This is a genomic window from Acinetobacter chengduensis (assembly GCF_003664645.1).
In the GTDB taxonomy this organism is placed as follows: domain Bacteria; phylum Pseudomonadota; class Gammaproteobacteria; order Pseudomonadales; family Moraxellaceae; genus Acinetobacter; species Acinetobacter chengduensis.
This window is the reverse complement of record NZ_RCHC01000020.1, coordinates 24,745-51,041: the sequence shown is the minus strand read 5'-3', so window position 1 is coordinate 51,041 and position 26,297 is coordinate 24,745. Positions and strand designations below refer to the sequence as shown.

General features: G+C 40.5%; 27 protein-coding genes. 12 read left to right on the top strand and 15 right to left on the bottom strand.

Annotation, left to right across the window (positions count from 1 at the left end; all coding sequences use genetic code 11):
• Window positions 1-10: 10 nt before the first annotated feature.
• Window positions 11-922 (bottom strand): LysR family transcriptional regulator ArgP, encoded by a 912-nt coding sequence (locus D9K81_RS15220; RefSeq protein ID WP_120374523.1) that lies wholly within the window; start codon window positions 920-922, stop codon window positions 11-13.
• 110 nt (window positions 923-1,032) lie between these two features.
• On the opposite strand from D9K81_RS15220, the gene D9K81_RS15215 reads away from it, so the two are divergent.
• Window positions 1,033-1,629, top strand: a complete 597-nt coding sequence (locus D9K81_RS15215; protein WP_120374524.1) for a LysE/ArgO family amino acid transporter — start codon at window positions 1,033-1,035, stop codon at window positions 1,627-1,629.
• An 86-nt stretch (window positions 1,630-1,715) separates the two neighbouring features.
• Here the strand turns inward: D9K81_RS15215 and D9K81_RS15210 are convergent, their stop codons facing one another.
• The 5 genes from D9K81_RS15210 to dapD all read right to left on the bottom strand — a co-directional run bounded on the left by D9K81_RS15210 (window position 1,716) and on the right by dapD (window position 5,081).
• Window positions 1,716-2,174, bottom strand: a complete 459-nt coding sequence (locus D9K81_RS15210; protein ID WP_120374525.1) for a peroxiredoxin — start codon at window positions 2,172-2,174, stop codon at window positions 1,716-1,718.
• A gap of 168 nt (window positions 2,175-2,342) precedes the next feature.
• Window positions 2,343-2,750: a hypothetical protein gene (locus D9K81_RS15205; RefSeq protein ID WP_106985922.1), complete on the bottom strand. Its 408-nt coding sequence runs from the start codon at window positions 2,748-2,750 to the stop codon at window positions 2,343-2,345.
• A 13-nt stretch (window positions 2,751-2,763) separates the two neighbouring features.
• Window positions 2,764-3,435 (bottom strand): 7-cyano-7-deazaguanine synthase QueC, encoded by a 672-nt coding sequence (gene queC / locus D9K81_RS15200; protein WP_120374526.1) that lies wholly within the window; start codon window positions 3,433-3,435, stop codon window positions 2,764-2,766.
• 30 nt (window positions 3,436-3,465) lie between these two features.
• The gene (gene queE / locus D9K81_RS15195; RefSeq protein WP_120374527.1) at window positions 3,466-4,176 is read right to left on the bottom strand and encodes a 7-carboxy-7-deazaguanine synthase QueE; all 711 of its coding nucleotides are present in this window, start codon (window positions 4,174-4,176) and stop codon (window positions 3,466-3,468) included.
• Window positions 4,177-4,259: 83 nt separating this feature from the next.
• Window positions 4,260-5,081: a 2,3,4,5-tetrahydropyridine-2,6-dicarboxylate N-succinyltransferase gene (dapD, locus tag D9K81_RS15190; RefSeq protein WP_120374528.1), complete on the bottom strand. Its 822-nt coding sequence runs from the start codon at window positions 5,079-5,081 to the stop codon at window positions 4,260-4,262.
• 313 nt (window positions 5,082-5,394) lie between these two features.
• Here dapD and carO point away from each other — a divergent pair, with 313 nt between their 5' ends.
• Window positions 5,395-6,141 (top strand): ornithine uptake porin CarO, encoded by a 747-nt coding sequence (carO, locus tag D9K81_RS15185; protein ID WP_120374529.1) that lies wholly within the window; start codon window positions 5,395-5,397, stop codon window positions 6,139-6,141.
• A gap of 71 nt (window positions 6,142-6,212) precedes the next feature.
• Here the strand turns inward: carO and D9K81_RS15180 are convergent, their stop codons facing one another.
• The 8 genes from D9K81_RS15180 to D9K81_RS15145 form a co-directional block, all read right to left on the bottom strand.
• A complete protein-coding gene (locus D9K81_RS15180; protein WP_120374530.1) occupies window positions 6,213-7,445 on the bottom strand; it encodes an OmpP1/FadL family transporter in 1,233 nt (410 codons plus the stop codon).
• 112 nt (window positions 7,446-7,557) lie between these two features.
• Window positions 7,558-8,481 carry a CysB family HTH-type transcriptional regulator gene (locus tag D9K81_RS15175; protein ID WP_120374531.1) on the bottom strand — a complete coding sequence of 308 codons (924 nt, stop codon included), beginning with the start codon at window positions 8,479-8,481 and terminating at the stop codon, window positions 7,558-7,560.
• Window positions 8,482-8,533: 52 nt separating this feature from the next.
• Window positions 8,534-9,595, bottom strand: coding sequence for a sulfate/molybdate ABC transporter ATP-binding protein (locus D9K81_RS15170; RefSeq protein ID WP_120374532.1), 1,062 nt, complete (start codon window positions 9,593-9,595; stop codon window positions 8,534-8,536).
• An 11-nt stretch (window positions 9,596-9,606) separates the two neighbouring features.
• On the bottom strand, window positions 9,607-10,494 hold the full coding sequence (cysW, locus tag D9K81_RS15165) for a sulfate ABC transporter permease subunit CysW (protein WP_120374533.1): 888 nt from the start codon (window positions 10,492-10,494) through the stop codon (window positions 9,607-9,609).
• The gene (gene cysT, locus D9K81_RS15160; RefSeq protein WP_106985913.1) at window positions 10,491-11,324 is read right to left on the bottom strand and encodes a sulfate ABC transporter permease subunit CysT; all 834 of its coding nucleotides are present in this window, start codon (window positions 11,322-11,324) and stop codon (window positions 10,491-10,493) included. The genes cysW and cysT overlap by 4 nt, the downstream gene beginning before the upstream one ends.
• Before the next feature lie 80 nt (window positions 11,325-11,404).
• The gene (locus tag D9K81_RS15155; RefSeq protein WP_120374534.1) at window positions 11,405-12,010 is read right to left on the bottom strand and encodes an RBBP9/YdeN family alpha/beta hydrolase; all 606 of its coding nucleotides are present in this window, start codon (window positions 12,008-12,010) and stop codon (window positions 11,405-11,407) included.
• A gap of 27 nt (window positions 12,011-12,037) precedes the next feature.
• Window positions 12,038-13,051 (bottom strand): sulfate ABC transporter substrate-binding protein, encoded by a 1,014-nt coding sequence (locus tag D9K81_RS15150; protein WP_120374535.1) that lies wholly within the window; start codon window positions 13,049-13,051, stop codon window positions 12,038-12,040.
• A gap of 193 nt (window positions 13,052-13,244) precedes the next feature.
• Window positions 13,245-14,249, bottom strand: a complete 1,005-nt coding sequence (locus D9K81_RS15145; protein WP_171406950.1) for a sulfate ABC transporter substrate-binding protein — start codon at window positions 14,247-14,249, stop codon at window positions 13,245-13,247.
• Window positions 14,250-14,454: 205 nt separating this feature from the next.
• Between D9K81_RS15145 and pabC the strand changes: the two genes are divergently transcribed.
• The 6 genes from pabC (at window position 14,455) to D9K81_RS15115 (ending at window position 19,525) form a co-directional block, all read left to right on the top strand.
• Entirely contained in the window at window positions 14,455-15,267 is an 813-nt protein-coding gene (pabC, locus tag D9K81_RS15140; protein ID WP_120374537.1) for an aminodeoxychorismate lyase, read from the top strand.
• 1 nt (window position 15,268) lies between these two features.
• Window positions 15,269-16,321 (top strand): endolytic transglycosylase MltG, encoded by a 1,053-nt coding sequence (gene mltG / locus D9K81_RS15135; protein WP_120374538.1) that lies wholly within the window; start codon window positions 15,269-15,271, stop codon window positions 16,319-16,321.
• 9 nt (window positions 16,322-16,330) lie between these two features.
• Complete coding sequence (gene tmk, locus D9K81_RS15130) at window positions 16,331-16,927, top strand: dTMP kinase (RefSeq protein ID WP_120374539.1); 597 nt, start codon at window positions 16,331-16,333, stop codon at window positions 16,925-16,927.
• A 142-nt stretch (window positions 16,928-17,069) separates the two neighbouring features.
• Complete coding sequence (locus D9K81_RS15125; RefSeq protein WP_120374540.1) at window positions 17,070-17,495, top strand: PaaI family thioesterase; 426 nt, start codon at window positions 17,070-17,072, stop codon at window positions 17,493-17,495.
• Between the two features lie 177 nt (window positions 17,496-17,672).
• The gene (locus tag D9K81_RS15120; protein ID WP_120374541.1) at window positions 17,673-18,641 is read left to right on the top strand and encodes a hypothetical protein; all 969 of its coding nucleotides are present in this window, start codon (window positions 17,673-17,675) and stop codon (window positions 18,639-18,641) included.
• Window positions 18,642-18,646: 5 nt separating this feature from the next.
• Entirely contained in the window at window positions 18,647-19,525 is an 879-nt protein-coding gene (locus D9K81_RS15115) for an arginase family protein (RefSeq protein ID WP_120374542.1), read from the top strand.
• A 75-nt stretch (window positions 19,526-19,600) separates the two neighbouring features.
• Here D9K81_RS15115 and nadB read toward each other — a convergent pair whose 3' ends face one another.
• Window positions 19,601-21,238 carry an L-aspartate oxidase gene (gene nadB / locus D9K81_RS15110; RefSeq protein ID WP_120374579.1) on the bottom strand — a complete coding sequence of 546 codons (1,638 nt, stop codon included), beginning with the start codon at window positions 21,236-21,238 and terminating at the stop codon, window positions 19,601-19,603.
• Window positions 21,239-21,468: 230 nt separating this feature from the next.
• Between nadB and D9K81_RS15105 the strand changes: the two genes are divergently transcribed.
• From D9K81_RS15105 to lepB, 4 genes are all read left to right on the top strand, one after another.
• On the top strand, window positions 21,469-22,854 hold the full coding sequence (locus D9K81_RS15105; protein ID WP_120374543.1) for a Do family serine endopeptidase: 1,386 nt from the start codon (window positions 21,469-21,471) through the stop codon (window positions 22,852-22,854).
• 133 nt (window positions 22,855-22,987) lie between these two features.
• Complete coding sequence (locus D9K81_RS15100; protein ID WP_120374544.1) at window positions 22,988-23,464, top strand: acyl-CoA thioesterase; 477 nt, start codon at window positions 22,988-22,990, stop codon at window positions 23,462-23,464.
• A gap of 155 nt (window positions 23,465-23,619) precedes the next feature.
• Window positions 23,620-25,437, top strand: a complete 1,818-nt coding sequence (gene lepA, locus D9K81_RS15095; protein ID WP_120374545.1) for a translation elongation factor 4 — start codon at window positions 23,620-23,622, stop codon at window positions 25,435-25,437.
• Window positions 25,438-25,460: 23 nt separating this feature from the next.
• The gene (gene lepB / locus D9K81_RS15090; protein WP_120374546.1) at window positions 25,461-26,288 is read left to right on the top strand and encodes a signal peptidase I; all 828 of its coding nucleotides are present in this window, start codon (window positions 25,461-25,463) and stop codon (window positions 26,286-26,288) included.
• Window positions 26,289-26,297 lie beyond the last annotated feature (9 nt).

Below are 26,297 nucleotides of genomic sequence, written 5' to 3'. Positions count from 1 at the left end.
TAGGTGATGATTATTGATGTGTTAACGCTTTAGCAACACTGTTCATATTTTTAGAGGCCTGTTGTATCAGATGTTGTGTGAGCTGATCGAGCGGTAGGGCTTGTTGCTTCCAATGATGCCAATATAAGGCCACTTCAACCTTAAACTCTGGACTTAGATCAACTAATTGCCCTGTCTTTAAACGCGTCCCAATTTGATAGTCTGGTACTAAGCCAAATCCCAATCCATTAAAAATCGCTTCAGCAAATGCAGAAGATGACGGTATAAAGTGATGTGGATAGCATGCAGGTGTTAACCCAAACTGCTTTAACATCAGATTGCTATGGAGCTGGTCTTTAGGGTTATAAAGAATCGCAGGGGCATTACTCAGGGCGCCACGTGTTAAGCCTTGAGCAAACCATGTATCAATAAATTCAGCACTTGCCACTAAGCGATAGTTCATGTGACCTAAAGGCTCAGCACTACATCCCATCATGGCACGCGGTTCGGCCGAGATGCACGCATTCACTAAACCTGTTTGCATTAGAAGATGGGTCTGAGTTTGATCATCCACTTGAAAATGCGCCATGATTTTATGTTGTATTAAGCATGGTTGGATGGTAGGCAGTAGCCAAGTGGCAAGAGAGTCGGCATTCGTAGCAATATTGATCGTATAAAAATCTTCAGATTGGCCACTTAAATGTTGTAAAAAATCCTGTTCACGTAATCGGCTATGTTGCAAGTAGTTTAATAAACGACTTCCCGCATCGGTGGTGTAACAAGGTCGCTCACGTACAATCAAGATATGCCCTAAACTTTTTTCTAGTGATTGCACACGTAGTGTGACCGCAGATGCGGTGATTGATAGCCGTAAAGCTGCAGCATCAAAACTTCCTGTTTCAATAACTGCTAAAAAAGCATCACATTGTTTGTGGTTAAGCATATTGGTCTTCGACTTAAAATAACTTAGTTAAGCTTATATTTTCTTAATAATACTCAAGTTTAAACAAAACTATTGATAATAAGCCCCATCTTTTTCATGTTTTGATACTTATGTGGCATACCTATATACAAGGTCTTTTGGTTGGCCTAAGTTTAATTGTAGCGATTGGTGCGCAAAATGCGTTTGTATTAAAACAAGGTTTAAGGCAAGAGCATGTATTTTGGATTTGCTTGAGCTGCGCCATGTCCGATTCTATTTTGATTGTTTTGGGTGTTATTGGCTTTGCTACAGTACTTCATCATTATCCAGAAATTGTGCAATTGGCAAAATGGGGTGGTGCATTATTTTTGGTTTGGTACGGTTATATGCATGCCAAGCAAGCACTTCGTGGCCAGTCTGCAATTGCTTTAAATAGTGCAGGTGTGCAAGGCTTAAAACAGTTGATATTCATTAGCTTAAGCCTGACATGGTTAAATCCGCATGTGTATTTAGATACGGTAATTTTATTGGGCTCCATTTCGGCACAATTTGAGCATGTGGCTTATTTTGCAACAGGTGCAATTACAGCATCATGGCTGTTTTTCTTTGCATTAGGCTATGGTGCGCGTATGTTAACGCCCGTTTTTAAAAACCCTAAAGCATGGCAAATTTTAGATGGTCTAATTGCACTGGTGATGTGGAGCATCGCTTGGTCTTTGGTATTTTAGCGATAAAAAAGCCTATTCTAAAATAGGCTTAGTCAGGGGCTTTGCTTAAAAAGTGCGTGTGGTTTTGTCACGCGTAGCACATGTGCTTATGCAGATTGAAGCGCTTTTAGGTCTTCTAAAACGGCTTCTGTATGCCCAGCGGCTTTCACTTTGCGGTATTCTTTTACCAATTTACCTTTATGGAAAATAAAGGTAGAGCGCTCAATGCCCATCACCTTTTTGCCATACATATTTTTTTCTTTAATCACATCAAAGTGCTGACAAAGAACTTCTTCTTTATCACTGATTAAATTAATAGTGAGATTTTGCTTTTCAGTGAAGTTTTGATGTGCTTTGACTGAATCACGTGAAATACCAATAACTGTGGTATTGAGCGCATCAAATTGATCTTTTAAGCATGAAAAGCTCACTGCTTGAGTGGTACAGCCAGGTGTTGAGTCTTTTGGGTAAAAATAGACAATTAGCCATTCTGTTGGCAATTCAGCTAAATTTACTTCGCCTGTTGTCGCAGGAAAGGCGTGTTGAGGTAGGGTCAAATCAGACATGTGCTGTTCCTTCAAGAAGTATGCTGTTCAATATAGAGTAAGGATCATCAATCTATCATACAGTAGATTGTAAGAAGAGTTATAGTGAGTGCTTGAATATGCAGTAAATCACGATGCCAAAATATAAAAAAGCCTGCAAATTGCAGGCTTTTTGGCACATCAATAAACTTATTTAGATGCTTGAGCAGATTTCATTGCTTCTTCAGTTAAAGTTTTTAATTTACCTGTTAACTGAGGGCCGAAACATGCTTGTAAATCTTTATTTTGTTTTTGAACAAAAGCTAAAGATGCAGGGCTTTTCTTTTGGTTAATTGCACTTTGGATGTCCCATTTTTGTGCATTCGTCAAACGACCATCTGCTTCAACAGCACAAGTACAGTATTTGCTGACTTCAGCAGCAGATAGCTTTTTACCTTTGCCTGTTTCTTCTTTACAAACATTAATTAACGCAGATTTAACGTTAGTGCTTTTATAAGCTTGCTGTAATTTGTCATTGTCAGCATGAGCAACAGAAGCAAAAAGTGCCGTTGCAGATACTGCAATAGAAAGCATAATGTTTGATTTTAGCATATTCATAAACTCTACCTTGTTATACCGGTATATAACGTGTTGGGTCAGCAATTCCTGCATCTGCAAAGCCTTGCTTACGCAGACGGCAACTGTCGCATTTGCCACAAGCACGTCCTTGGTCATCTGCTTGATAGCAAGACACCGTTTGGCTATAGTCTACGCCATGTTCTAGCCCTAAGCGAATGATATTTGCTTTGGATAAATGTAACAGAGGTGTTTCAAATTTAAGAGGTTTTCCTTCAACGCCTACTTTTGTTGCTAAGCGTGCCATGTTGGCAAATGCTTCAATAAATTCAGGACGGCAGTCTGGATAACCCGAATAATCAACTGCATTGATACCAATCACAATCGCTTCAGCACCAAAAACCTCTGCTGCGGCCAGCGCATACGATAAGAAAATCGTGTTACGTGCTGGTACATAAGTAACAGGAATACCTTCTTGCTCATGATCTGGCACTTCAATAGTGTGATCCGTAAGTGCAGATCCACCTAAATTACCCAAGTCAATATTAATCACACGGTGTTCAACACCTGCTTGTTTGGTCAGTTGTTGTGCTGCGACTAATTCAGTCGTTGAGCGTTGACCGTACATAAAGCTGAGCGCAATACATTCATAGTTTGACTGTGCCCATGCTAAGCAAGTAGTAGAGTCTAATCCACCAGATAATAAGACAATCGCGCGAGGACGCATGTTCAAATCTCCAATCATTCTTTAATACACTTAACGACCAGTTTCGTCATTCCAAAGAAGTTTATGCAACTGGAGTTGGAAGCGGACAGGGAGATGGTCATCTAAAATCCACTGCGCAAGATCACGTGCAAGTTGAGGTAGGCGTACAGCACCTTTTTCTACAGCAAAAGCAGGAGAGAACCAAACGGTGCTGACTTTTTGATGCAATTGAAACTGTTCAACTTGTTGCTTTGACCATTCATAATCTTCACGGTTACAAATGACAAATTTAATTTGATCATGCTCAGTTAAATAATCGAGGTTACTAAGCAAATTCCGTGCAGATTCGCCGGAAGTTGGTGTTTTTAAATCTAAAACTTTAGATACACGAGGATCTACTTTGGAAACATCCAAAGCACCACTGGTTTCTAATGACACTTGGCAACCTAAATCTGCAAGTTGAGTCATTAGTGGGAGGGCATTGGGTTGAGCCAAAGGCTCACCACCCGTAACGCAAATGTACGGGGTTTTAAAATCGAGTGTGGTTTGAATAATTTCTTCTAATGATTGGCGCTGACCACCTTCAAACGAATATGTGGTATCGCAATAGGTGCAACGCAAAGGGCAACCTGTAAGACGGATAAATACAGTTGGCAAGCCTGCTGCATTGGCTTCGCCTTGCAATGAATAAAAGATCTCCGTAATACGTAAACCCGCAGAAGGATCAGAAACAGGAATGGCGGAAGAACGAAGCGTACTCATAGCAAAATTTAACCATAGTGTAGAAAACAAAAATCTCTACGATCATGACTGATCGTAGAGACACAAAAGAGATGAATAAAAAATTATTCGTCGCGTAGAAGATCGTTTAAGCTTGTTTTTGCGCGGGTTTTCGCATCAACTTTCTTCACGATAATTGCAGCATATAGGCTGTAAGTACCGCATTTAGAAGGAAGGCTACCTGCAACAACCACAGAGCCCGCTGGAACGCGACCGTAGTGAATTTCGCCAGTTGCACGGTCAAAAATCTTCGTTGATTGACCAATGAACACGCCCATAGAAATCACAGAACCTTCTTCTACGATTACGCCTTCAACGATTTCAGAACGTGCGCCGATGAAGCAGTTATCTTCAATGATTGTTGGGTTTGCTTGAAGTGGCTCAAGTACACCACCAATGCCTACACCACCTGAAAGGTGAACGTTTTTACCAATTTGCGCACATGAACCAACAGTTGCCCATGTATCTACCATTGTACCTTCGTCAACGTAAGCACCAATGTTTACATAAGAAGGCATTAATACAACGTTTTTCGCTTGGAAAGAACCTTTACGTGCTACAGCAGGCGGTACTACACGTACACCAGCAGCTTTAAATTGTTCTTCAGTCCAACCTGTAAATTTAGTATCTACTTTGTCGTAGAATTGAAGGTCACATGACTCGATTGGTTTGTTGTCATTTAATTTGAATGATAACAATACCGCTTTCTTAACCCATTGGTGTACAACCCACTCACCATTGATTTTTTCGGCTACACGTAAAGAGCCGTTGTCTAGGCCAGCAATTACTTCCTCAACTGCTGTACGTACTTCAGCAGGACAATCTGCTGCAGTAAAATTGGCACGGTTGTCAAACGCTTGTTCAATGATTGTTGAAAGCTGAGACATGATCTTCCATCCAGAAAAAAATTTTCATCGATTTTACACTAAATTGGGCTAAAAATAGATGGAAAATAACCAATAGATCGGAATTAATAATTAAAACGAGTAGAAATTACAAACAGGGCTTCCGTGTGTTTAAAAAACGACCAAAATGGATTAAAAATCAATACTCAGGCCTAACTTGTATCAAAAAATAACAAAAACTCAGCAAAATTTGAATAAAACGTGATCTGTATCTAATTTATATTGCATCACAGAATGAAAAAATCACGTTGTAAAACAATTTATTTTACTGTTGTTATTTGAGAGGAGAAACAAAATGAAAGCTCTACATACAACAATTCTAGCAGTGGCGATGTTAGCTACCGCTGGTACAGCAATGGCTGACTCTTCAGTTGTACATGATGGCTATGCATTTGATCAAAATAAACTCATTCCTACAGGCGCACGACTTGAAGTTGGTACTACAGGTTATGGTGGTGCTTTGCTTTGGACAGCCAATCCTTATGTAGGTTTAGCTTTGGGTTATAACGGTGGCGATATTTCATGGTCTGATGATGTTAAAGTGAATGGCTCTACCTATGACATGGATATGGATAACAGCCTTGCTTATTTAAATGCTGAAATCCGTCCTTGGGGTGCAAGTTCAAACCGTTGGGCTCAAGGTTTATACGTAGCGGCGGGTGTTGGTTATATTGACAATGATTACGGTTTAGAGCGTCGTGTTGATGGCGGTCGTAACTTTAGTGTAAATAATACAGACTTCCAAGCAACTGCTGACGGCGTGAATATCAAAGGTAAGCTTGATTACGATAACCAGTTTGCACCGTATTTAGGTCTTGGCTGGGCACCAAAAATCAATAAAAACTGGGGTGTATTTGGCGAAGTCGGTGCTTATTACACTGGTAACCCATCTGTGAATTTGCAACGTATTTCTGGTTCAGCAACATCGAATCTTGGTGCTAATTTAGATGATGAATTGGCAGCAGAAGCAAACAAAATTGCTAATGATGACAAATACGAATGGCTTCCAGTGGGTAAAGTGGGCGTAAGCTTCCACTGGTAAGATCTAAAGACTTTACTGATTCACAAAAAAACAGGCTACGGCCTGTTTTTTTTATTAGGTTCATTTAAAACTTAAAAGTAGTGACCTATTTTTAAACCATAAGCCCACGCAGTTCGATCATCCAGTGTTGAAATAGAACTCACAGAAATACTATTTTTGTTTTCTTGAGAGGGTTTAAATTTTAAATAATACACGCCACCAGCAATAAAACTTTTGGGTGTAAATTGATAGCGTAGTCCAGTACCTAAACCATTGTAGCCATTTGCTGGGTTAATTGTTGATGCAGGATTATCACTGCCACTGTCCCAGAGTGCTTCTAGGCTGGCGAAGGTACGATCATTGACTTGGTGTGCGACGCCAATTTTGGCTGACCATTGGTCTGATTGGTAATCAATTAAATTAAAATTAGATAGTGATTGAATAAAGTTGGAAATTTCTGGTGTAGATGGTAATGCCTTAAAATCATTAATGGTATTTTGAATGATCTGATTGAAACCATTTGGCTTCATTTTAAAACTGGACCAATTCACCCATCTTAAAGACCCATAAACCAGATTATGCGCAGAGACACCGCTCATAAAGTCAAAATTCACAGATTGAGGTGTGATAATTTCAGTACGGCTATTAACAATACCGTCATTTGGTGTGTATTCAATACTTTGATTATTATGTTTAATTTTAGAGCGATAGGTAAGGTTTGCTTTTAAAGCAATTTCAGGAATCTGATAACTAACGCCACCAAGCCATCCTAAAGCTGGATCATTTTTGAGTGAGATATTGTAGCCATTAAAAAAATAGAAGCTTTGACCAAATAAATAAAGATCACCACTAAAGGTTTGATAGGCCAGTCCGCCATAAATATTCCAGCGCGGAGTAGGTTGGTAACCGATCAGACCTGTAATATTTTGTGATTTAAGATGAATATTAATGGCTTCGAGCTGTTCATTTCCCAAAATAGATTCTGGTGAATAATCATAATCGAGCTTAATGCCAAAGGGTTGATCAAATAACAATCCTACGGATATCTGTGGATTGAGCTGTAATTTAATTGCACTTTGTATAAAGTGAAAATCCTCAAGTAAGTTGCCCGTTGAAAAGTCAGTTACATTTAAAGCCTGAGACAATTCTTGTTTATTTGAATTTTCACCGCTCAGGTTACCTGTAATCACCCCAATGTTAAATTCCGTATAATTGTTGGGTTCGAGAAATGCCAAGGTACTTTGGCCAGACCGTTCGAGGGCTGCTGCTTGCACATGGTATGCGATACATAAGGGAAGTAGCGCAAGCAGAGATACGGGTTTCATAAACTGGCCTAAATTTGGGTGATTTTTATCCATAGTGTAAAGTAAAAAAAGCAGAAAAAATCTTTTTAAGATAAAAAAGAGGCCGAAGCCTCTTTTGTACTGTTATGGATGTTTAATCTTCTGGGTAAGCGACTCGTTTCAGCGCTTTAATATCTGCATCGGGTGAGCAAAGTGAAATAAATTCATAGCCATAGCCACGTAGTAAGTGACCTTTACGCACTGCAAGCCATGTTGTGTTTATACCAAAAATATCCGTTTCAATTTGCTTGAGGCGATAGTCACGTTCATTGTCATAAGCGACATTGTTGACAATACCAACGCCCATATTGAGCTCGACATAAGTTTTAATTACATCGGCATCGAGTGCAGACATCACGATATCGACATCTAGTCCAGCATCTTCAAAGGCTTGGTCGATTTTAGAACGGCCTGTAAAGCCACCGTGATAGGTAATAATTGGATATTGGGCAAGATCTTCAATCTGAATATTGTCTTGACTGGCCAATGGGTGATTTTGTGGCGTAATAATACTGTGCTGCCAGTTATAGTAAGGCACACTTGCTAAATTATTTTCAGTAGTCAGAGATTCAGTCGCAATACCAATATCTGCTTCGCCCTGTAACAGCATTTCTGTAATTTCGACTGGGCTGGCTTGTTGTAAAATCAAATGTACTTTTGGAAATTCTTTTTTAAATTGATTCACAATGGGCGGTAACACATAACGCGCTTGTGTATGTGTGGTTGCAATGGTTAATGTACCTTCGTCTACTTTGTTGAAGTCATCGGCAAGGCGTTTAATATTGTCGGCATCTACCAGCATGCGTTCCACAATGCCAAGTAAAGCTTGGCCAGGCTCAGTTAAGCCTAAAAGACGTTTACCTTTACGAATAAAAAGCTGTACGCCTAATTCATCTTCTAAATCTTTAATATGTTTACTTACGCCAGATTGTGAAGTGTAAAGCGCAGCCGAAGCTTCGGTTAGGTTAAAGCTTTGTCGAACGGTTTCACGAATAATTCTAAGTTGTTGGAAATTCATAATTCTGACTACCTCAAAAGTGATGGGGCTTTCCTGGCCCCATCTTTAAGTCTTATGCGACTTGATTTTCAAATAAATGCAATGCTGTTGCACTTAACCAAACCGTTTGATTTGGACGGAATTGGTGCAATTTGGCATCATCTTGTGTTAGGGTAATTTCAATTAAATTACCTTGGCGGTCTTGTAGTTCGGCAAGTACTTTGCCAGCAATCCAAACTTCACGTAGGAAGGTTGCTTGAATAGCATTGTCTTGAGGCTGTGCATGAATGCGCAGTTCATCTGGACGGGCAAAGGCAATGACTGGGCCTTGTGGTGCATTTTGAGCTTGTGGCAATTGAATGCGGTCTTCGCCAATTTGAATGATGCCGTTACTGTTTTGACCTTCAAAACGATTGGCTTGACCTAAAAAGTCAAACACAAACGGAGTTGCAGGTTTTTCATAAACTTCACGTGGCGAACCAATCTGCTCAACGTTCCCTTTATTCATTACAATAATTTGGTCAGCAACTTCTAGTGCTTCTTCCTGATCATGCGTAACGAAAATAGAGGTAATATGCAATTCATCATGCAAGGTACGTAACCAACGACGGAGTTCTTTACGCACCTTGGCATCTAAGGCGCCAAAAGGCTCATCTAACAACAATACACGAGGCTCGACAGCTAAAGCGCGCGCCAAAGCGATACGCTGACGCTGACCACCAGACAACTGTGCTGGATAACGATCTGCCAAGAATCCAAGTTGAACCAAATCAAGTAAGCGCGTTACACGTTTTTTGATTTCAGCTTCAGAAGGACGTGTAGCACGTGGGCGTACACGTAAGCCAAAGGCAATATTGTCAAATACAGTCATGTGGCGAAACAGCGCATAGTGCTGGAATACAAAACCAACTTCACGTTCACGTACGTGCACATTGGTCGCATCTTCACCTTCTAAAATAACTTTACCGCCATCCGCAGATTCTAAACCCGCAATAATACGGAGCAGGGTCGTTTTACCACAACCCGATGGACCAAGTAGCGCAACCAATTGGCCATCTGGAAAATCTAGGGAAATATTTTTCAGCGCATGGAATGCACCAAAGTGTTTTTCAATATTTTTTACTTGAATACTCATGAGGTCATTCCTTAAGAAGCTGTTGAATCATCATTGCGTTTGTCTTGTTTCTCTTGGCGGATTTCAACCCATGATTTTAAAATCAGGGTCACAATCGCCAATAATGCCAAGAGAGAAGAAACCGCAAAGGCTGCACTAAAGGTATATTCGTTATAAAGGATTTCGACGTGCAGTGGCAGGGTATTGGTTTCGCCACGGATATGACCAGAGACTACAGAAACCGCACCAAACTCACCCATTGCGCGTGCATTACACAGAATCACGCCGTAAATTAAGCCCCATTTGATATTTGGAAGTGTAACTTTCCAAAAGGTTTGCCAGCCAGAAGCACCCAGTACAATTGCTGCTTCTTCTTCTTCGGTGCCTTGTGCTTCCATCAAAGGAATGAGCTCGCGGGCAACAAAGGGTACGGTAATAAACACTGTGGCTAATACAATCGCAGGAACGGCATATAAAATCTTAATGTCGTTGTCCATCAACCAGCCACCAAACCAGCCTTGTGTACCAAACATGAGTACCAACATTAAACCTGCAATCACAGGAGAAACCGAAAAAGGCATATCAATAATGGTGGTTAAAATAGATTTGCCACGGAAATGGAATTTCGCAACACACCAAGCTGCGGCTACACCAAATACCACGTTCAGCGGTACAGCAATAACTGCGGTGAGCAAAGTCAATTTCACTGCCGATAATGTATCTGGATGAACCAAGGCTTGGAAATAAACGCCGACCCCTTGCTTAAAGGCCTCAACGAAGACCAAAATCAGTGGCAACATTAAGCAGCTGACAAAGAAAATCATAGCAATGGTAATGAGCAGGCGACGAATCCAAGTCGGCTCACGTGTTGCATCACGTGATTGCAATTTTTCAGCTAAAGCATTGCTGTTTACGTTCATCGTGCTGTTCTCCCTGTACGGCGGCTCGCCCACGCTTGTACCAAGTTAATGAGGAACAAAATGGCAAAGGAAATGACCAGCATTACCACAGCAATTGTAGTTGCACCTGCATAGTCATATTCTTCTAAGCGTGAAATGATCATCAGCGGTGCAATTTCCGTTTTGAAGGGCTGGTTGCCAGCAATGAAAATCACTGAACCATATTCACCTACACCACGTGCAAATGCGAGTGCAAAGCCTGTAATAAGCGCAGGGAATAGGATTGGCAGAATGACTTTAGTCACAATTTGCAGACGGTTTGCACCCAATGCAGAAGCGGCTTCTTCTAACTCGGTTTCCAAGTCACTGAGTACAGGTTGTACGGTACGAACAACAAAAGGAATACCAATAAAAATTAATGCCAATGTAATACCAATAGGGGTATAGGCAACTTTAATACCAATTGGTTCAAGATACTGACCAATCCAGCCTGTTGGAGCATAAAGTGATGTGAGGGCAATACCTGCAACTGCGGTAGGTAATGCAAACGGTAGATCAACTAAGGCATCAACAATGCGTTTACCTGGGAAGGTATAGCGCACTAAACACCAAGCCAGCAATAAGCCAAATACGACATTGATTAAGGCTGCAATAATGGCAGCACTAAAACTTAATTGTAAAGATTTTAAAATTCGCTCAGAACTTAAAATTTCCCAAAGACCGTCCCAACCAATACCTAACGATTTGATAAATACCGCAGATAAAGGAATGAGCACAATTAAAGACAAATACGCTAGGGTAAAGCCTAGGGACAGACCAAATCCTGGCAGCACTCGGGATCGCTGCGACATGATTACTCCTCAAAGAGAGAACGTTGACTGAAGTCAGTCAACAAAATATGAAAAATTGGCTCAAGCATAAGTGGGGATGACTAAATTGCAAATTTAAAAAAGTACTTGCTTTCATCAACTTTACTTATATAAGGCATGGTTTTTTCTGAAACGAGGTAATTAAATATTTCAGGAAATGGCCCAAAACCAGATGCAACATTAATATGTCCTGCAAGTCCTGCATTCACTGGTGTTAACTGCCAAGATTTTGCAAGGCGTTGCGCATCATCAAAAGCTAACCACGGATCATTTTCACTAATGATTAAAGTCGTAGGGACATGAATGCTTAATTGATGAAAATAAGCTTCATAATCATTTTGACTATCACGTGCAAAACCAGCATCACCAAAGCGAGCAGGGTTTGCTGGCGCAACCAAAATCAATTTTTTAATTTTTTGATTGAGTTCTGGGTGTTGTGCAAGCGCCGCCACTGTGGTTAAGCATCCAAAGCTGTGTGCAACAATTTGAATCTGGTCTTGTATTGGGGCAATAGTTTGCACAAATTGCGCAATCCACTGTTTTAATACAGGCTGATTCCAATCCTGTTGTTGTACACGTGAGCATGACATGAGCTGGCGTTCAAGCCAAGACTGCCAGTGATTGTATTCACTACCGCCTACACCAGGAACAATTACAGTATGCGTCATGTCTATACTCCTTTTACGGTAATGGAATTATTTTCCGTTATTCGCTTTTACGATTTGGTCAAAGATACCGCCATTATCAAAGTGGGCTTTTTGTACTTTGTCCCAGCCCCCAAATTCTTGATCAATCGTGACCAATTTGAGTGGTTTAAATACATGACGGTATTGCGCTAAAGTTTTTTCATTACGTGGGCGGTAGAAATTTTCTGCTGCCAGTTGTTGTCCACGTGGTGAGTACAAGAAATTTAAATAACCTTGTGCTAAATATGTGTTGCCTTTTTTCTCAGCATTTTTTTCAGCAATTGCAACAGGTGGTTCAGCCAAAATAGACAAAGACGGCGTTACGATTTCAAACTTGCCAGGCTGTTCACGGATAGCTAAGTGTGCTTCGTTTTCCCAAGCCAGTAACACATCACCAATGCCACGTTCAGCAAAAGTTGTGGTTGCACCACGTGCACCTGAGTCGAGTACTTTGGTGTTTTTATAAATTTGACGCACAAATTCTTGTGCTTTTGCGTCATTACCACCCGCTTGATGTTTTGCCCATGCCCAAGCGGCTAAGTAGTTCCAGCGTGCGCCACCCGAAGTTTTCGGGTTAGGGGTAATGATCCCTACATTAGGTTTAACAAGATCGCCCCAATCTTTAATATGTTTTGGGTTGCCTTTACGGACCAAAAACACAATTGTTGAGGTATAAGGGGTCGCATTATTCGGTAATTTTTTTTGCCAGTCTTTTGGTAAAATCTTGGTTTTTTCTGCAATCACGTCAATGTCGGCAGCTAAAGCTAAGGTGACGACATCAGCATCGAGACCATCAATGACAGCACGTGCTTGTTTACCTGAGCCACCGTGTGATTGTTTAAAGTTAATTTTTTGTCCTGTACGGCTTTCCCAATATTTACCAAAGTCTTTGTTTACTGCTTCATATAATTCACGTGTAGGATCATAAGAAACATTTAAAAAGTCTTTGGCAACAGCACCTAAAGAAAATGTTGATACTGCGAGGGCGATTACCCCAAGTTTCAATTGTGCTGAAAAGCGCATACAGACCTCAAATTTTTGAATGTTTATCAATGCTTGGAAGAATAGCGCTAATCTTTATGCATAAAAAATAATAAAAAATGAATTTAATATGAAATTATGAGATAAGTAGATTGACACGATCATAAACAAAAACAGCAATCCGAAGATTGCTGATGTTTGCTCTTAAAATAAGCTTGTGAATATAGAATCAGGCTTATTTTGCACTGTTGGCTTTTACAATTTGGTCAAATATACCGCCATTATCAAAGTGCTTTTTCTGTACTTTAGACCAGCCACCAAATTCTTTATCAATGGTCACCAGTTTTAAAGGTTTAAATACAGAGGTGTATTTGGCTGCAACCGCACTATTACGTGGGCGATAATAATTATTGGCCGCAATGGTTTGACCTGCTGGAGAATATAAATAGTTCAAATAAGCTTTAGCTAGATTCAGATTGCCATCTTTTTCTGCATTTTTCTCTACAATGGCCACTGGTGGCTCAGCCAAAATAGACAATGACGGCGTTATGATTTCAAACTTGCCTGGTTGTTCACGTATTGCTAGGAAAGCTTCATTTTCCCAAGCCAGTAGCACATCACCAATGCCACGTTCAGCAAAAGTTGTGGTTGCACCACGTGCACCTGAGTCGAGTACTTTGGTGTTTTTATAAATTTGACGAACAAACTCTTGTGCTTTTGCGTCATTACCACCCGCTTGATGTTTCGCCCATGCCCAAGCGGCTAAGTAGTTCCAGCGTGCGCCACCCGAAGTTTTTGGGTTAGGGGTAATAATCGCGACGTCATTTTTAACCAAATCACCCCAGTCTTTAATGCCTTTAGGATTACCTTTGCGTACTAAAAATACAATTGTTGATGTATATGGCGTTGAGTTATTTGGGAATTTCTTTTGCCAATCTTTAGGCAGTAAATTTGAGTTTTCAGCAATGGCATCAATATCGGCAGCCAGTGCCAAAGTCACCACGTCAGCACCCAAACCGTCAATGACAGAACGAGCTTGTTTACCAGAACCACCATGTGATTGCTTATAGTTAATATCTTGGCCTGTTTTCTTTTTCCAATATTCGCCAAAGTCTTTGTTAAAGTTGTCGTAGAGTTCACGTGTCGGGTCATACGAAACGTTGAGAAAGTCTTTTGCTAAAGCGCTAAAAGATGTTGCTGAGATGAGTGCAGCTAATACCCCAATTTTAAGTGTACGCATGATTATTTATCCTTTGGATTTTGATTTATCAGATAGCTTGGGTGCAGAATATCTGCACATTGTTTTTATAAAAAATAATAAGAAATGCATTTGATATCTGTAAAAATGCAATACCAATAAATGCAATACCAATAAATGCTAGGAATTATGCCCGACTATTTTTAAACTATTCACACATTAGCTGGATGAAGCAGGGGAATACTGCATGCTGTGTTTTAAAAATGGGGCAGAACAGGCAACGATTGCTTTGTCAGATCGTGCTTTTCATTATGGCGATGGTTGCTTTAGTACCGCACGCTTACGCGATGGTCGACTTGAACTGCACGACTTACATTGGGCACGTTTGCAGCATGCCAATGAACGATTAGGCCTACATGCAGATTTATCACATATTTTAAAAACCTTGCAGTTGATTGCTCAGGCAGATGAACAAGCAACAGGCACGGTCAAAATTGTATTGAGCCGTGGAGAAGGTCAGCGCGGTTATAGCTGGCCACAACATGGTGCAGATGTATGGGTATTTTACTATCCTCAGGCACACGTCGATTTTAAGTATGATGTAATTCAAAGTGGTGTGCTGGAGCAGGCCATTGGTCTGAGTATGCCGAATTTAGTAGGTCTTAAAACTTTAAACCGCTTAGAGCAAGTCATGCTCAAACAAGAAGCTGATCAAAAAACGTGGAGTGAAGCACTCGTTTTAGACATTCAAGGTAAAATTGTTGAAGGCGTAAGCAGTAATTGTTTTATTCGCATAAACGATTCATGGATTACGCCAGAACTTCGTTATAATGGTGTACATGGTGTCATGCGGGCGACAATATTAACACGCATGCAACAGTCGGGAATTACATGTGCACAAGGCGCTATAGACATGGATGATATCCCTAACATTCAGAGCCTATTTTTTTGCAATGCTTTGCACCCGATGAAAATTGTTTCACACTTAAATGAGAAACCTTTAGATGTTCAGGCCTGTACTGAATTGTTTCATAGTCTTCAATTAAATCAGATTCATTAATATGTCCTCCGCTAAGCCAAAATCTAAAAACAAAAAGTCGCAACCTGTTTCTAAAAAGCCAAAAGCTATCTTATTTGTGCTTTTGCTCGTGGTTGTGATGCTCTGTGTTGTTCTGTGGTCGAGTTTGTTTAAGTCTTATCCGATTGAGGGTAAAAAGCAGATGCTGGCCATTGGCCAGGGCGATACTTACTCAGGTTTTATTGACCGATTGGTGAAGGAAGATAAAGCCAGTTTTCCTGTTGTGCTCAAGCTGTATCAAAAATTGATGATTCACGACAGCTTAAAAGCGGGTGTATACGAAGTGCGTGAAGGCATGAGTATTCGTGAAGTGATGCAAATGATTTCGAATGTTGATAATGCCCAAATGAATCGTATTTTAGTGATTGAAGGCACGACATTTAAACAATTGATTGAAGCACTGAAAAAAGACCCTTTGGTGCAACACGATGTTTCGCATTTATCTCAATCTGAACTTTTAAAAGCTTTAGATATCCCTTTTGAGCATCCTGAAGGATTATTTGCACCAGATACTTATTTCTTTGCAAAAGGTGAGTCGGATAAAAAGATTTTAAAAGACTTATATACACGCCAAATGAAAGCTTTGGATCAGGCTTGGGCAAACCGCGCGACGGATTTGCCATATAAAGATAAATATGAAGCGTTGGTAATGGCATCAATTATTGAAAAAGAAACCAGCCTCGACAGTGAATTAGAACAAGTTTCAGGCGTATTTGTGCGCCGTTTGAAATTAGGTATGCGCTTACAAACTGACCCAACTGTTATTTATGGTATGGGCGATAAATATACAGGAAATATTACCCGTCAGGATTTGCGTACCCCAACGCCGTATAATACCTATACCATGAGTGGTTTACCGCCAACACCTATTGCTTTGCCAAGTAAAAAAGCAATAGAGGCTGCCATGCACCCGGATGCTGCTGACAATATTTACTTTGTTGCAACAGGAAATGGCGGGCATAAATTTACTGCAAATCTGCAAGATCATAATCGTGCAGTGCAAGAATATCTTGCTGTAATACGTTCAAAGAAATAAGGAGTGAGCATGTTTATCAGTTTTGAAGGTACTGAAGGGGTTGGTAAAACCACGCTCATCCGTAAAATTTATGAGCATTTTCAAAGCAAAGCTCAAGATGTTGTACTTACCCGTGAGCCAGGGGGTACACCTATGGCCGAACAGATTCGTGGTTTATTATTGGCTGTTAATCATGAAGAGCAGATGTGTAATGATACTGAGCTGTTACTCATTTATGCGGCACGCGCACAGCATCTTGCAGAGGTGATTGTACCTGCATTAGATGCAGGGAAAATTGTACTTTGTGACCGTTTTACCGATGCCAGTTTTGCCTATCAATGTGCTGGCCGTGGTTTGAGCGAAAGAAAATTAAACATGTTAAATGAACATTTTGTTAGTCGTATGCCTGATGTGACATTTTGGTTAGATGCGCCTATTGAATTGGGTATGGATCGTGCAAGAGCACGTGGGGCACTTGATCGCTTTGAGCAAGAGAAAGTTACTTTCTTTGAGAAAGTAAGATCAGGTTATGCAAGCTTAGAGTCACGTGAACCAACGCGTGTGAAGCGTTTAGATGCAACACAAAGCCCTGAGCAGGTTTTTACACAGGCAATGAACTATTTATAAGTTTGTCTGAGATATGTGACGGCGTATGAACAATACAGGCGTGAGTGGATAAATAAATTTATTACGCTTGTCCAAATGGTCATAGTTTTCATTATCAAATTACTTTAAAAATCATCCATTACAAAATAATGGATGATTTTTTATGTCTGACAAATTACAAGATGTCGTTCAATTTTTAGCATCGGTGTATCCGCCAAGTTTGGAAAATTGTGAGATATTGGCTGTAGATGATCGTACATCAACTGTGCTCTGGAAAGTCAGCAGTATTGATATTCGTCCAGGTGGAACGATTTCTGGCCCTACCATGATGGCCTTGGCAGATCTTGCCATGTATGTGGCAATTTTGGGTGAAATTGGTTTAGTGGGCATGGCTGTGACCACCAATATGAATATCAATTTTTTACGTAAACCTTCAGGTGGTTTAAATTTACGGGCTGAATGCCGTTTAATTAAAGTAGGTAAAGTGTTGGTCGTAGGGGAAGTTTGGATTTATTCTGTAAATTCAGAAGACCCTGTGGCACACGTCACAGGTACCTATTCAATTCCGCCACAACGCTTGCCTGAGTAAATTGATATTTCAAACGAAGGATAAGTGCTACCATCTGTCGAATATAAATGCCAACTTCATGGCATTTTTTAATTTTTATGTTTGTTGATGTGCGGGAAAAAATACTTATATACAAAATACTTATATTGCTTAAGGCTTAAAAAAATATAATTAAAACAGCTAGACAGGAATCATAAAATGACAGATAAAGATCATGAAGTCCTCCAAATATTTACTTCTCGGGTACATCCTTTGTCTGTAAAACTCAGTGAAATGCTCAATGAGCATTACTTACATCAGAGTGAACGTCGTGGTTGTGGCTACACTCAGGCTACACGTGTGTTGGCAGAATATGTAAATACCATCCGAGATGCCACGGACTATCAGGATTTAAAGTTATTTGAAGCTTGGGAAGCTAAAAACTTTCGCCAGTTAAAAGATCAAAGTAGTTCTTATCAGCTAGACGTACCGGATTGGCATAATCTTGATCAAAATGTACAAGTGCAAGAGTTCTTAGCAAATGCGCCAGACTCAGATTATAAACAACAATTACAAGCAGAATACCAACGGCAATATGCATTACGTGGACTGAGTAATCACGCACAACTAGAAGAAAGTAAGCTTATTTGTGACTTAATTGAAGACGTCATTTTGCCCAAAACCCGAGATGAAACAGGCGTGGTTGAATTAAAAAATCGAATTGAAAAACCTAAAGTAGGTTCTTGCCCGATGGCAGAGAATTTCTTTCTTAAAATTGCACATCGTAGAGTATTAAGGCAGGGCGAAATTAATATTTTTATTGATGAACTGGGGGAACCCTTATTAATGGAAAAGATGAATATGGGAGATAATCACTCGTGTATTAGTCTGCGTCCTGTGATTATGAATGGTGTTCGTCTACCTGCAGGGTCTTTATTTTCTGTAGATTATGATATTGAACAGGTTGCACAAAAAATTCCCAACCAACAATATAGCGGTTACGTCATTCCACATAATGCCGTAGATGGTTTTTGGTTTTTAAGATTAACAACCTTAGCGGTCTCGCCAGCACATCGAAAACGAGCATTTAGTACGCACTTTGAACAGCAAGTGGCCAATGGACTGTTTAGCCCAGGCACCACTGAATTACAACAATTAATGGATGTTGCTTTAGCACAATTGGAATAATTTTAATGTTAGATGTCTGCTATTCATCTCAATATGTGGCACGTACACATACCAATAGTATGGAAAAGCTTAAAGCGGTTGCAGATGCCTTAAGTACATGGGGCAGTATTCGTTTCCACAAACCAGAAGTGTTGGATATCGAAATTTTAAAACAGATACATGAGCCCAGTTATGTAGATGCATTTAATACAGGTACACCAGAAAAATTAGCCACAATGTCTGGCTTTAAACCTTGGAATATACAGTTGCGCGATGCGGTGCTCAGCATTAATGCAGGACAGATTTTAGCTGCAGAACTGGCATGGAAAAATGGCATTGCAGCCAATATTGCACAAGGTTTTCATCATGCAATGCCTGAATTTGGTGGGTCATTTTGTACTTTCAATGGTCTGGCACTTATTGCACAGCAGTTCCCCAATAAAAAAATATTTGTTTTAGATTGTGATCAGCACGGAGGGGATGGTACCGCCGAATTTACGCGACGTTTCAGCAATCTATTTAATTTTAGTATTTATGGCTTAATTTTTGGTTGCCCAACCTACCCACGTTCAGTCACACGCCATGTACATAAAGATAAGGGTAATTTTGCACAATATACCATCGCAGTTCATGAAGCTTTTCAAATGGCAAAAGATTGGGGGGCAGATTTAATTGTGTATCAGGCAGGAATGGATTGCCATCAAGCAGATCCATTTGGTTCTTCATGGTTAAGTAGAGAACTGCTTCAAAAGCGTGAAGAGATGGTATTTAAACTGGCAAAGCGTAGCCAAATTGCCACGATGTTTGTGCTGGCAGGAGGCTATCAAAAATTAGAAGATTTAGTCGAATTGCACTTATTGACGTTTAAGGCGGCTCAACAAGCCTATGGAATGGGTGAAGGATAAATAGCTGAGCCTATATGTACATCAGGCTGTATTGAGCTACAGCCTGATGCATTGTTGTTGTATAAAGGGTGTTAGTTAGCCTTCATTCACCAGTGGACAATCCACTTGAAAATTAGGTGGGGCTAATACGGTTTTGCGTAATTCAGGCGCAAGTTCTGGATAGTCGAGTGTAAAGTGTAAACCACGAGATTCTTTACGTTCCATTGCACAACGTACAATCATTTCTGAAACTAAAACCAAATTACGCAATTCAATTAAATTTTTACTGACTTGATAATCTTGATAGTACTCAGTGATTTCACGGTTAAGCATTTCTATACGGTGCAAAGCACGTTGTAATCGCTTGGTGGTACGTACAATACCCACATAATTCCACATGGTTTGACGTAGTTCGTCCCAGTTTTGCAAGATCACGACATCTTCATCTGGATTGGTCACTTGTGAATCATCCCAAGCAGGAACAACAGGAGATACATAATCTGCTTGTAGGTGGGTTTCAATATGCTTAGCTGCGGCCATACCATAGACAAAACATTCTAAAAGTGAGTTACTCGCCATACGGTTAGCACCGTGTAAGCCTGTATATGAGGTCTCACCAATGGCATATAAGCCTACAATATCGGTTTCACTGTTTTCATCGACCACCACACCGCCACAGGTATAGTGTGCGGCAGGCACTACTGGAATCATATCTGTCGTAATGTCGATGCCTAATTCCAATAAACGCTCATAGAGTGTCGGGAAGTGTTCTTTTACAAAAGAAGCAGGCTTATGGCTAATGTCGAGCCATACATGACGTATGCCTAAGCGCTTAATTTCATAATCGATTGCACGTGCAACAATATCACGTGGGGCAAGCTCAGCACGTTCATCAAAACGGAGCATAAAGCGTTCGCCATCTGGAAGACGTAAATATGCACCTTCACCACGCATCGCTTCTGTAATTAAAAAAGAACGCGCTTGAGGGTGGTATAAGCAAGTCGGATGGAATTGGTTAAATTCCATATTTGCCACGCGACAACCCGCGCGATATGCCATTGCAATACCATCGCCAGTCGCAATATCGGGATTTGATGTATACAAATAAGCTTTCATGGCACCACCACATGCCAGTGCGGTAAATGGTGCAAGGAAAGTATGAACTTGATTGTTGTTTTCATCTAAAGCATATAAGCCTAAAGCGCGATGCTTACCTTCAAGACCAAGTTTTTGTGAGGTGATTAAATCAATAGCGATATAGTTTTCAAAAATTTGAATATTTTGTTTTTCTTGTGCACGTTGTACCAGCGTAGTCGAGATTGCGCGGCCCGTTGCATCTGCAGCGTGAATAATTCGACGCTGTGAGTGCCCACCTTCACGGGTTAAATGTAATTGTTCATCCTGATCTAGAGTAAATTGCACACCGTGATCGAGTAGAAAATCGACAGAGGGTTTACCGCCTTCAACCGTCTGTTTGACAGCATCCCGTTCACATAAGTACGCACCAGCAATCATGGTGTCATCAATATGTTGTTCTATTGAATCGGTTTTATCGAGTACTGCAGCAACACCACCTTGTGCGTAATAAGTACTGGCATCGGTCAGGCTAGACTTCGCTAAAACTGCAATGTTGAAGTGTGTGGGTAATGACAGAGCTAAACTCAGGCCAGCACCACCGCTACCCACAATAATCACGTCGAAATGATGAGTTGTTTCTAAATTAGGCATGTGCATTAAGCTAATTTGAAAAAAGTTTGGTAATAACAGCGCTTTTTTTAACAAAAGGCAAGCCTTTGTTGGTTGAAAAATGATGAATATTATTCATACCCCGTGCATTTTTAAGGAATAATTAAGCAGTTATTTATTAGATGTATATCTAAACATATTGTTACGAATGAAGTGTTTGCTTTGTGATAAAAACTATTGTATTTCAAAACTTCAACAAAAATGGGTGATTACTTGTTATGAAAAACCAATACCTACAAAAAGGATTATATGCTGCAGTATTCACTGTAGCTGCGACACAAGTTGAGGCGGCCGCACCTGTCGATTTTTCCAATTTGGTAGAGCAGGTCAGTCCTGCGGTGGTCAGTGTTAACGTAGTTAAAAAGCTGAGTCAAGAAGAACTACTACAACAGCAAGTCCCAGAAATTTTGAAACGTTTTTTTGGTAATCAAGTCATTATTCCTCAGCAACGTATGCCACAAGAAAAAACCGCTTATGGTAGTGCGTTTTTTATTAGTAAAGATGGTTATTTACTGACGAACCACCATGTGGTGGAAGATGCATCTAAAGTGACAATTGTGTTGAATGACCGCCGTGAAATTGATGCCAAAGTAGTTGGTAGTGATGAGCGTACAGACGTTGCATTGTTAAAAGTTACAGGCACAAACTTTCCTGAACTCCGTACAGGAAATGTTGACCAGTTAAGAGTGGGTGAGCCTGTTTTAGCAATTGGTTCACCATTTGGTTTTGACTACTCAGCATCGGCAGGTATTGTCAGTGCCAAAATGCGCAATATGATGGGTGAAACCTCAGTACCGTTTATTCAAACCGATGTCGCACTAAATCCTGGTAATTCGGGTGGACCATTGTTTAATCAGCGTGGTGAAGTGGTTGGCGTTAACTCGCGTATTTTTAGTGGTACAGGCGGTTATATGGGCTTGTCATTCTCTATCCCAATTGATGTTGCTATGGATGTGGCAGATCAATTGAAAAAGAATGGTAAGGTTACGCGAACTTATTTAGGGGTGAGTTTGCAAGACATCGACCGTAATTTGGCAGAGTCTTATAACTTGTCTAAGCCAGAAGGTTCTTTAATTACTCAAGTTACACCTAATTCGCCAGCTGCAAAAGCAGGCTTAAAAGCAGGTGATGTGATATTGAAATTAGATGGTGCACCAATTTCAAGAACCTCTGAATTATTAAATCATTTGAACCGTTCAGTGCCAAACCAAACCATTAAGTTGGAAATCTTACGCGATGATGCGCGCCGTAATATCAGTGCAACTTTGGTAGTTGCACCAGATGATACACCTGCACAAGCGCAAAATAAGGTGACTGCGAGCAAAGGCCCTGTGTTGGGTGTGAGTATTCGCAACTTAACTGAAGCCGAACTAAATCGTTTACAGATTAAAGGCGGTGTTTTAATACAAGATGTTTTACGTGATGGGGTTGCAGCACAAGCGAAAATTTTGCCAGGTGATGTGGTGACACAACTGAACAATAAAACTATTAATAATGCCAATGAGTTTGTATCGGCTGTTTCGGAGTTGAAGAAGGGCACGATTGCTCGAGTTGCGATTATTCGTGAAGGACAGCGTGCAATTGTAGGTATGCGTATTCAATAACTAGCTCGCTATGAATTGATGTGCATGAAAAAACCGTTTCGAGAGAAGCGGTTTTTTTTAACATTTGGTCATTTACCTCATGACGTTTTACCGTAGACTGTAGATCTCTTAAAAGTGAAAAATGTAGGCCAGCATGAGCACCCCATTTGATTTGAAACTTACGGTACAGCCAGAACACATCGATGTATTGGGTCACGTCAACAATGTGGTGTATGTCAGTTGGATGCAAGATGTGGCAACTGCGCATATTGAAGCATTGGGTCTGGGCTTAAATGAGTATTTGGCTCTAAAACATGCCATGGTGGCAGTAGAGCATCATGTGCAATATCGTAAAGCTGCGATGTTAGGTGATGAAATTATTTTAAGAACTTGGCTCAGCGATATTAATGCGTTGTATTCATATCGTCAGTATGCATTCTATCGACCGAAAGATCGTGCAATTTTATTTATGGGCAATACACAGTGGGCGTGTATTGAAATTGCTACAGGTCGTCCAAAACGATTATCGCCGACATTTACTCAAGCCTATCAACCTGTAGATGCCAGCCAAAATCCAATGGATTTTCAGCAATACCATGCAGATGATATAGCAGAGCAAGTGACAAGCTAGGTTTAGACTTTAGCGTCATGATGAATGCACGCAAACGAGTTCATTATTTTCGATACTTTAAAAAAACCATCTGCTATAATCCACGGCAATTTCTATTCGGCTTTTGTTATGCATGAGATTTAATGCATAGCGTTTTATTTTGTTCAAGGTAGCCCATGGCGCAAGCTAAAAAATCTGTTGATATTAAAAACATTCGTAACTTCTCGATTATTGCGCATATCGACCATGGTAAGTCGACACTTGCCGATCGGTTTATTCAAACTTGTGGCGGTTTACAAGATCGAGAAATGCAAGCGCAAGTGCTCGATTCTATGGAGCTTGAGCGTGAGCGTGGTATTACCATTAAAGCAGCCTCAGTTACCTTGTACTACACGCACCCAAATGGCGAAGAATACCAGCTGAACTTTATTGACACACCGGGGCACGTGGATTTCTCGTATGAAGTTTCACGTTCTCTTGCGGCGTGTGAAGGTGCATTGTTGGTTGTAGATGCAGCACAAGGCGTAGAAGCACAGTCAGTAGCAAACTGCTATACCGCAATTGAGCAAGGGTTGGAAGTTCTTCCAGTATTAAATAAAATTGATTTACCACAGGCAGAGCCTGAGCGCGTAATTCAAGAAATTGAAGATATTATTGGTGTAGAAGCAACAGATGCACCTACATGTTCAGCGAAAACTGGTTTAGGTATTGAAGGCGTTCTTGAACGACTGGTTGATGTCATTCCTGCGCCTCAGGGTAATCGCAATGCACCATTACAAGCATTGATCATTGACTCTTGGTTTGATAACTACTTAGGTGTGGTATCGCTGGTACGAATTAAAGAAGGTCGTGTGCGTAAAGGCGACAAAATGTTGATGAAATCAACAGGCCAAACGCACATTATTACGTCTGTAGGTGTATTTAATCCGAAGCATACAGAAACTGACATTCTAGAAGCGGGTGAAGTTGGTTTCGTCATTGCAGGTATTAAAGACATTTTTGGTGCACCAGTAGGTGATACGATCACTTTAGCAAGCACACCAGATGTTGAAATTTTGCCAGGTTTCAAAAAGGTTAAACCGCAGGTTTATGCAGGATTATTCCCAATTGATGCAAGCGAATTTGAACCGTTCCGTGAAGCTTTGCATAAGCTACAAATTAACGACTCTGCGTTGTTTTTTGAACCAGAAAGCTCAGATGCTTTAGGTTTTGGTTTCCGTTGTGGCTTCTTAGGTATGTTGCACATGGAAATCGTACAAGAGCGTTTAGAGCGTGAGTACGATTTGGATCTGATTTCTTCAGCGCCAACGGTAATTTATGAAGCGGTAATGAAAAATGGTCAAACTATTTACATTGATAGCCCATCTAAAATGCCAGATGGCTCAACTGTAGAAGACCTACGTGAACCAATTGCAGAATGTCATATTTTAGTTCCACAAGAGTACTTGGGGAATGTGATGACACTATGTGTAGAGCGCCGTGGTGTGCAAAAAGATATGAAGTTTATGGCTAACCAAGTGTCCATTACCTTTGAAATTCCGATGGCTGAAGTGGTCATGGACTTCTTTGATAAGTTGAAGTCATGCTCACGTGGTTTTGCATCACTCGATTATAACTTTGTTCGTTTCGAGTCTTCATCTTTGGTTAAGGTTGATGTGTTAATTAATGGTGACAAGGTAGATGCTTTAGCAATGATTTGCCATCGTCAAGATGCACGTCATCGTGGTATTGCATTGGTCGAGAAAATGAAAGACTTGATTCCACGTCAAATGTTTGATGTGGCAATCCAAGCTGCCATTGGTGCTCAAATCATTGCCCGCTCGACAGTGAAAGCAATGCGTAAAAACGTATTGGCGAAATGTTATGGCGGCGACGTATCACGTAAGAAAAAGCTTTTATCGAAGCAGAAAGAAGGTAAGAAACGTATGAAACAAGTGGGTAGCGTTGAAATCCCACAAGAAGCGTTCCTTGCAGTATTGAAAGTAGAAAGATAATAAAGACAGAGGTCATTTAGCTCATGGATTTTGATTTTAATTTAATCCTTGTACCAGTTACACTCATTTTCTTCTTGGTGTGGCTACTAGATAAACTGGTTTGGAAGCAAAGACAAACCAAGGGCAAGGGTAATGAAAATGTCATCATTACATGGGCTTATGATTTTTGGCCTGTATTAGCCGTTGTACTCATCTTGCGTTCATTTTTGTATGAGCCGTTTAATATCCCATCGGATTCTATGGTACCGACCTTAGAAACGGGTGATTTTATTTTGGTAAACAAGTTTGAGTATGGCGTACGTTTGCCGATCGTGAATAAGAAAATTATTAACGTGGGTGAGCCAGAGCGTGGCGATGTGGTGGTATTCCGTTATCCACCACAACCTACGATCAGCTATATTAAGCGTGTTGTAGGCTTACCAGGCGATCATATTGTATATGATCATGGTCAGCTCATTATTAATGGCCAAAAAGTTGCAAAAGTTCCGACTGAATTTAGCCGTGAAAAAGATAGTTTAGATACGCCAACAGCGATTTATCATAAAGAAACTTTGGGTAAACATACGTTTACCATGCGTGAGCTTGAAGGTGTAAATGTTGCACGTCAAGCGCCGTTTATCAACTATGTTGAAAATGGTAAGTATGCCAATGAAAATGGTTTATATTGGGAAGTGAAAGTGCCAGAAGGTCATTACTTTGCGATGGGGGATAATCGCGATCAAAGTGCTGACAGTCGTTTTTGGGGCTTTGTACCTGAAGAAAACTTAACGGGCCGTGCGTTCTATAAATGGATGCATAAAGAGCCTGGCTTTAAAATCCCATCATTTGGTCGAAATGGTGTGATCGATTAATATGTCATT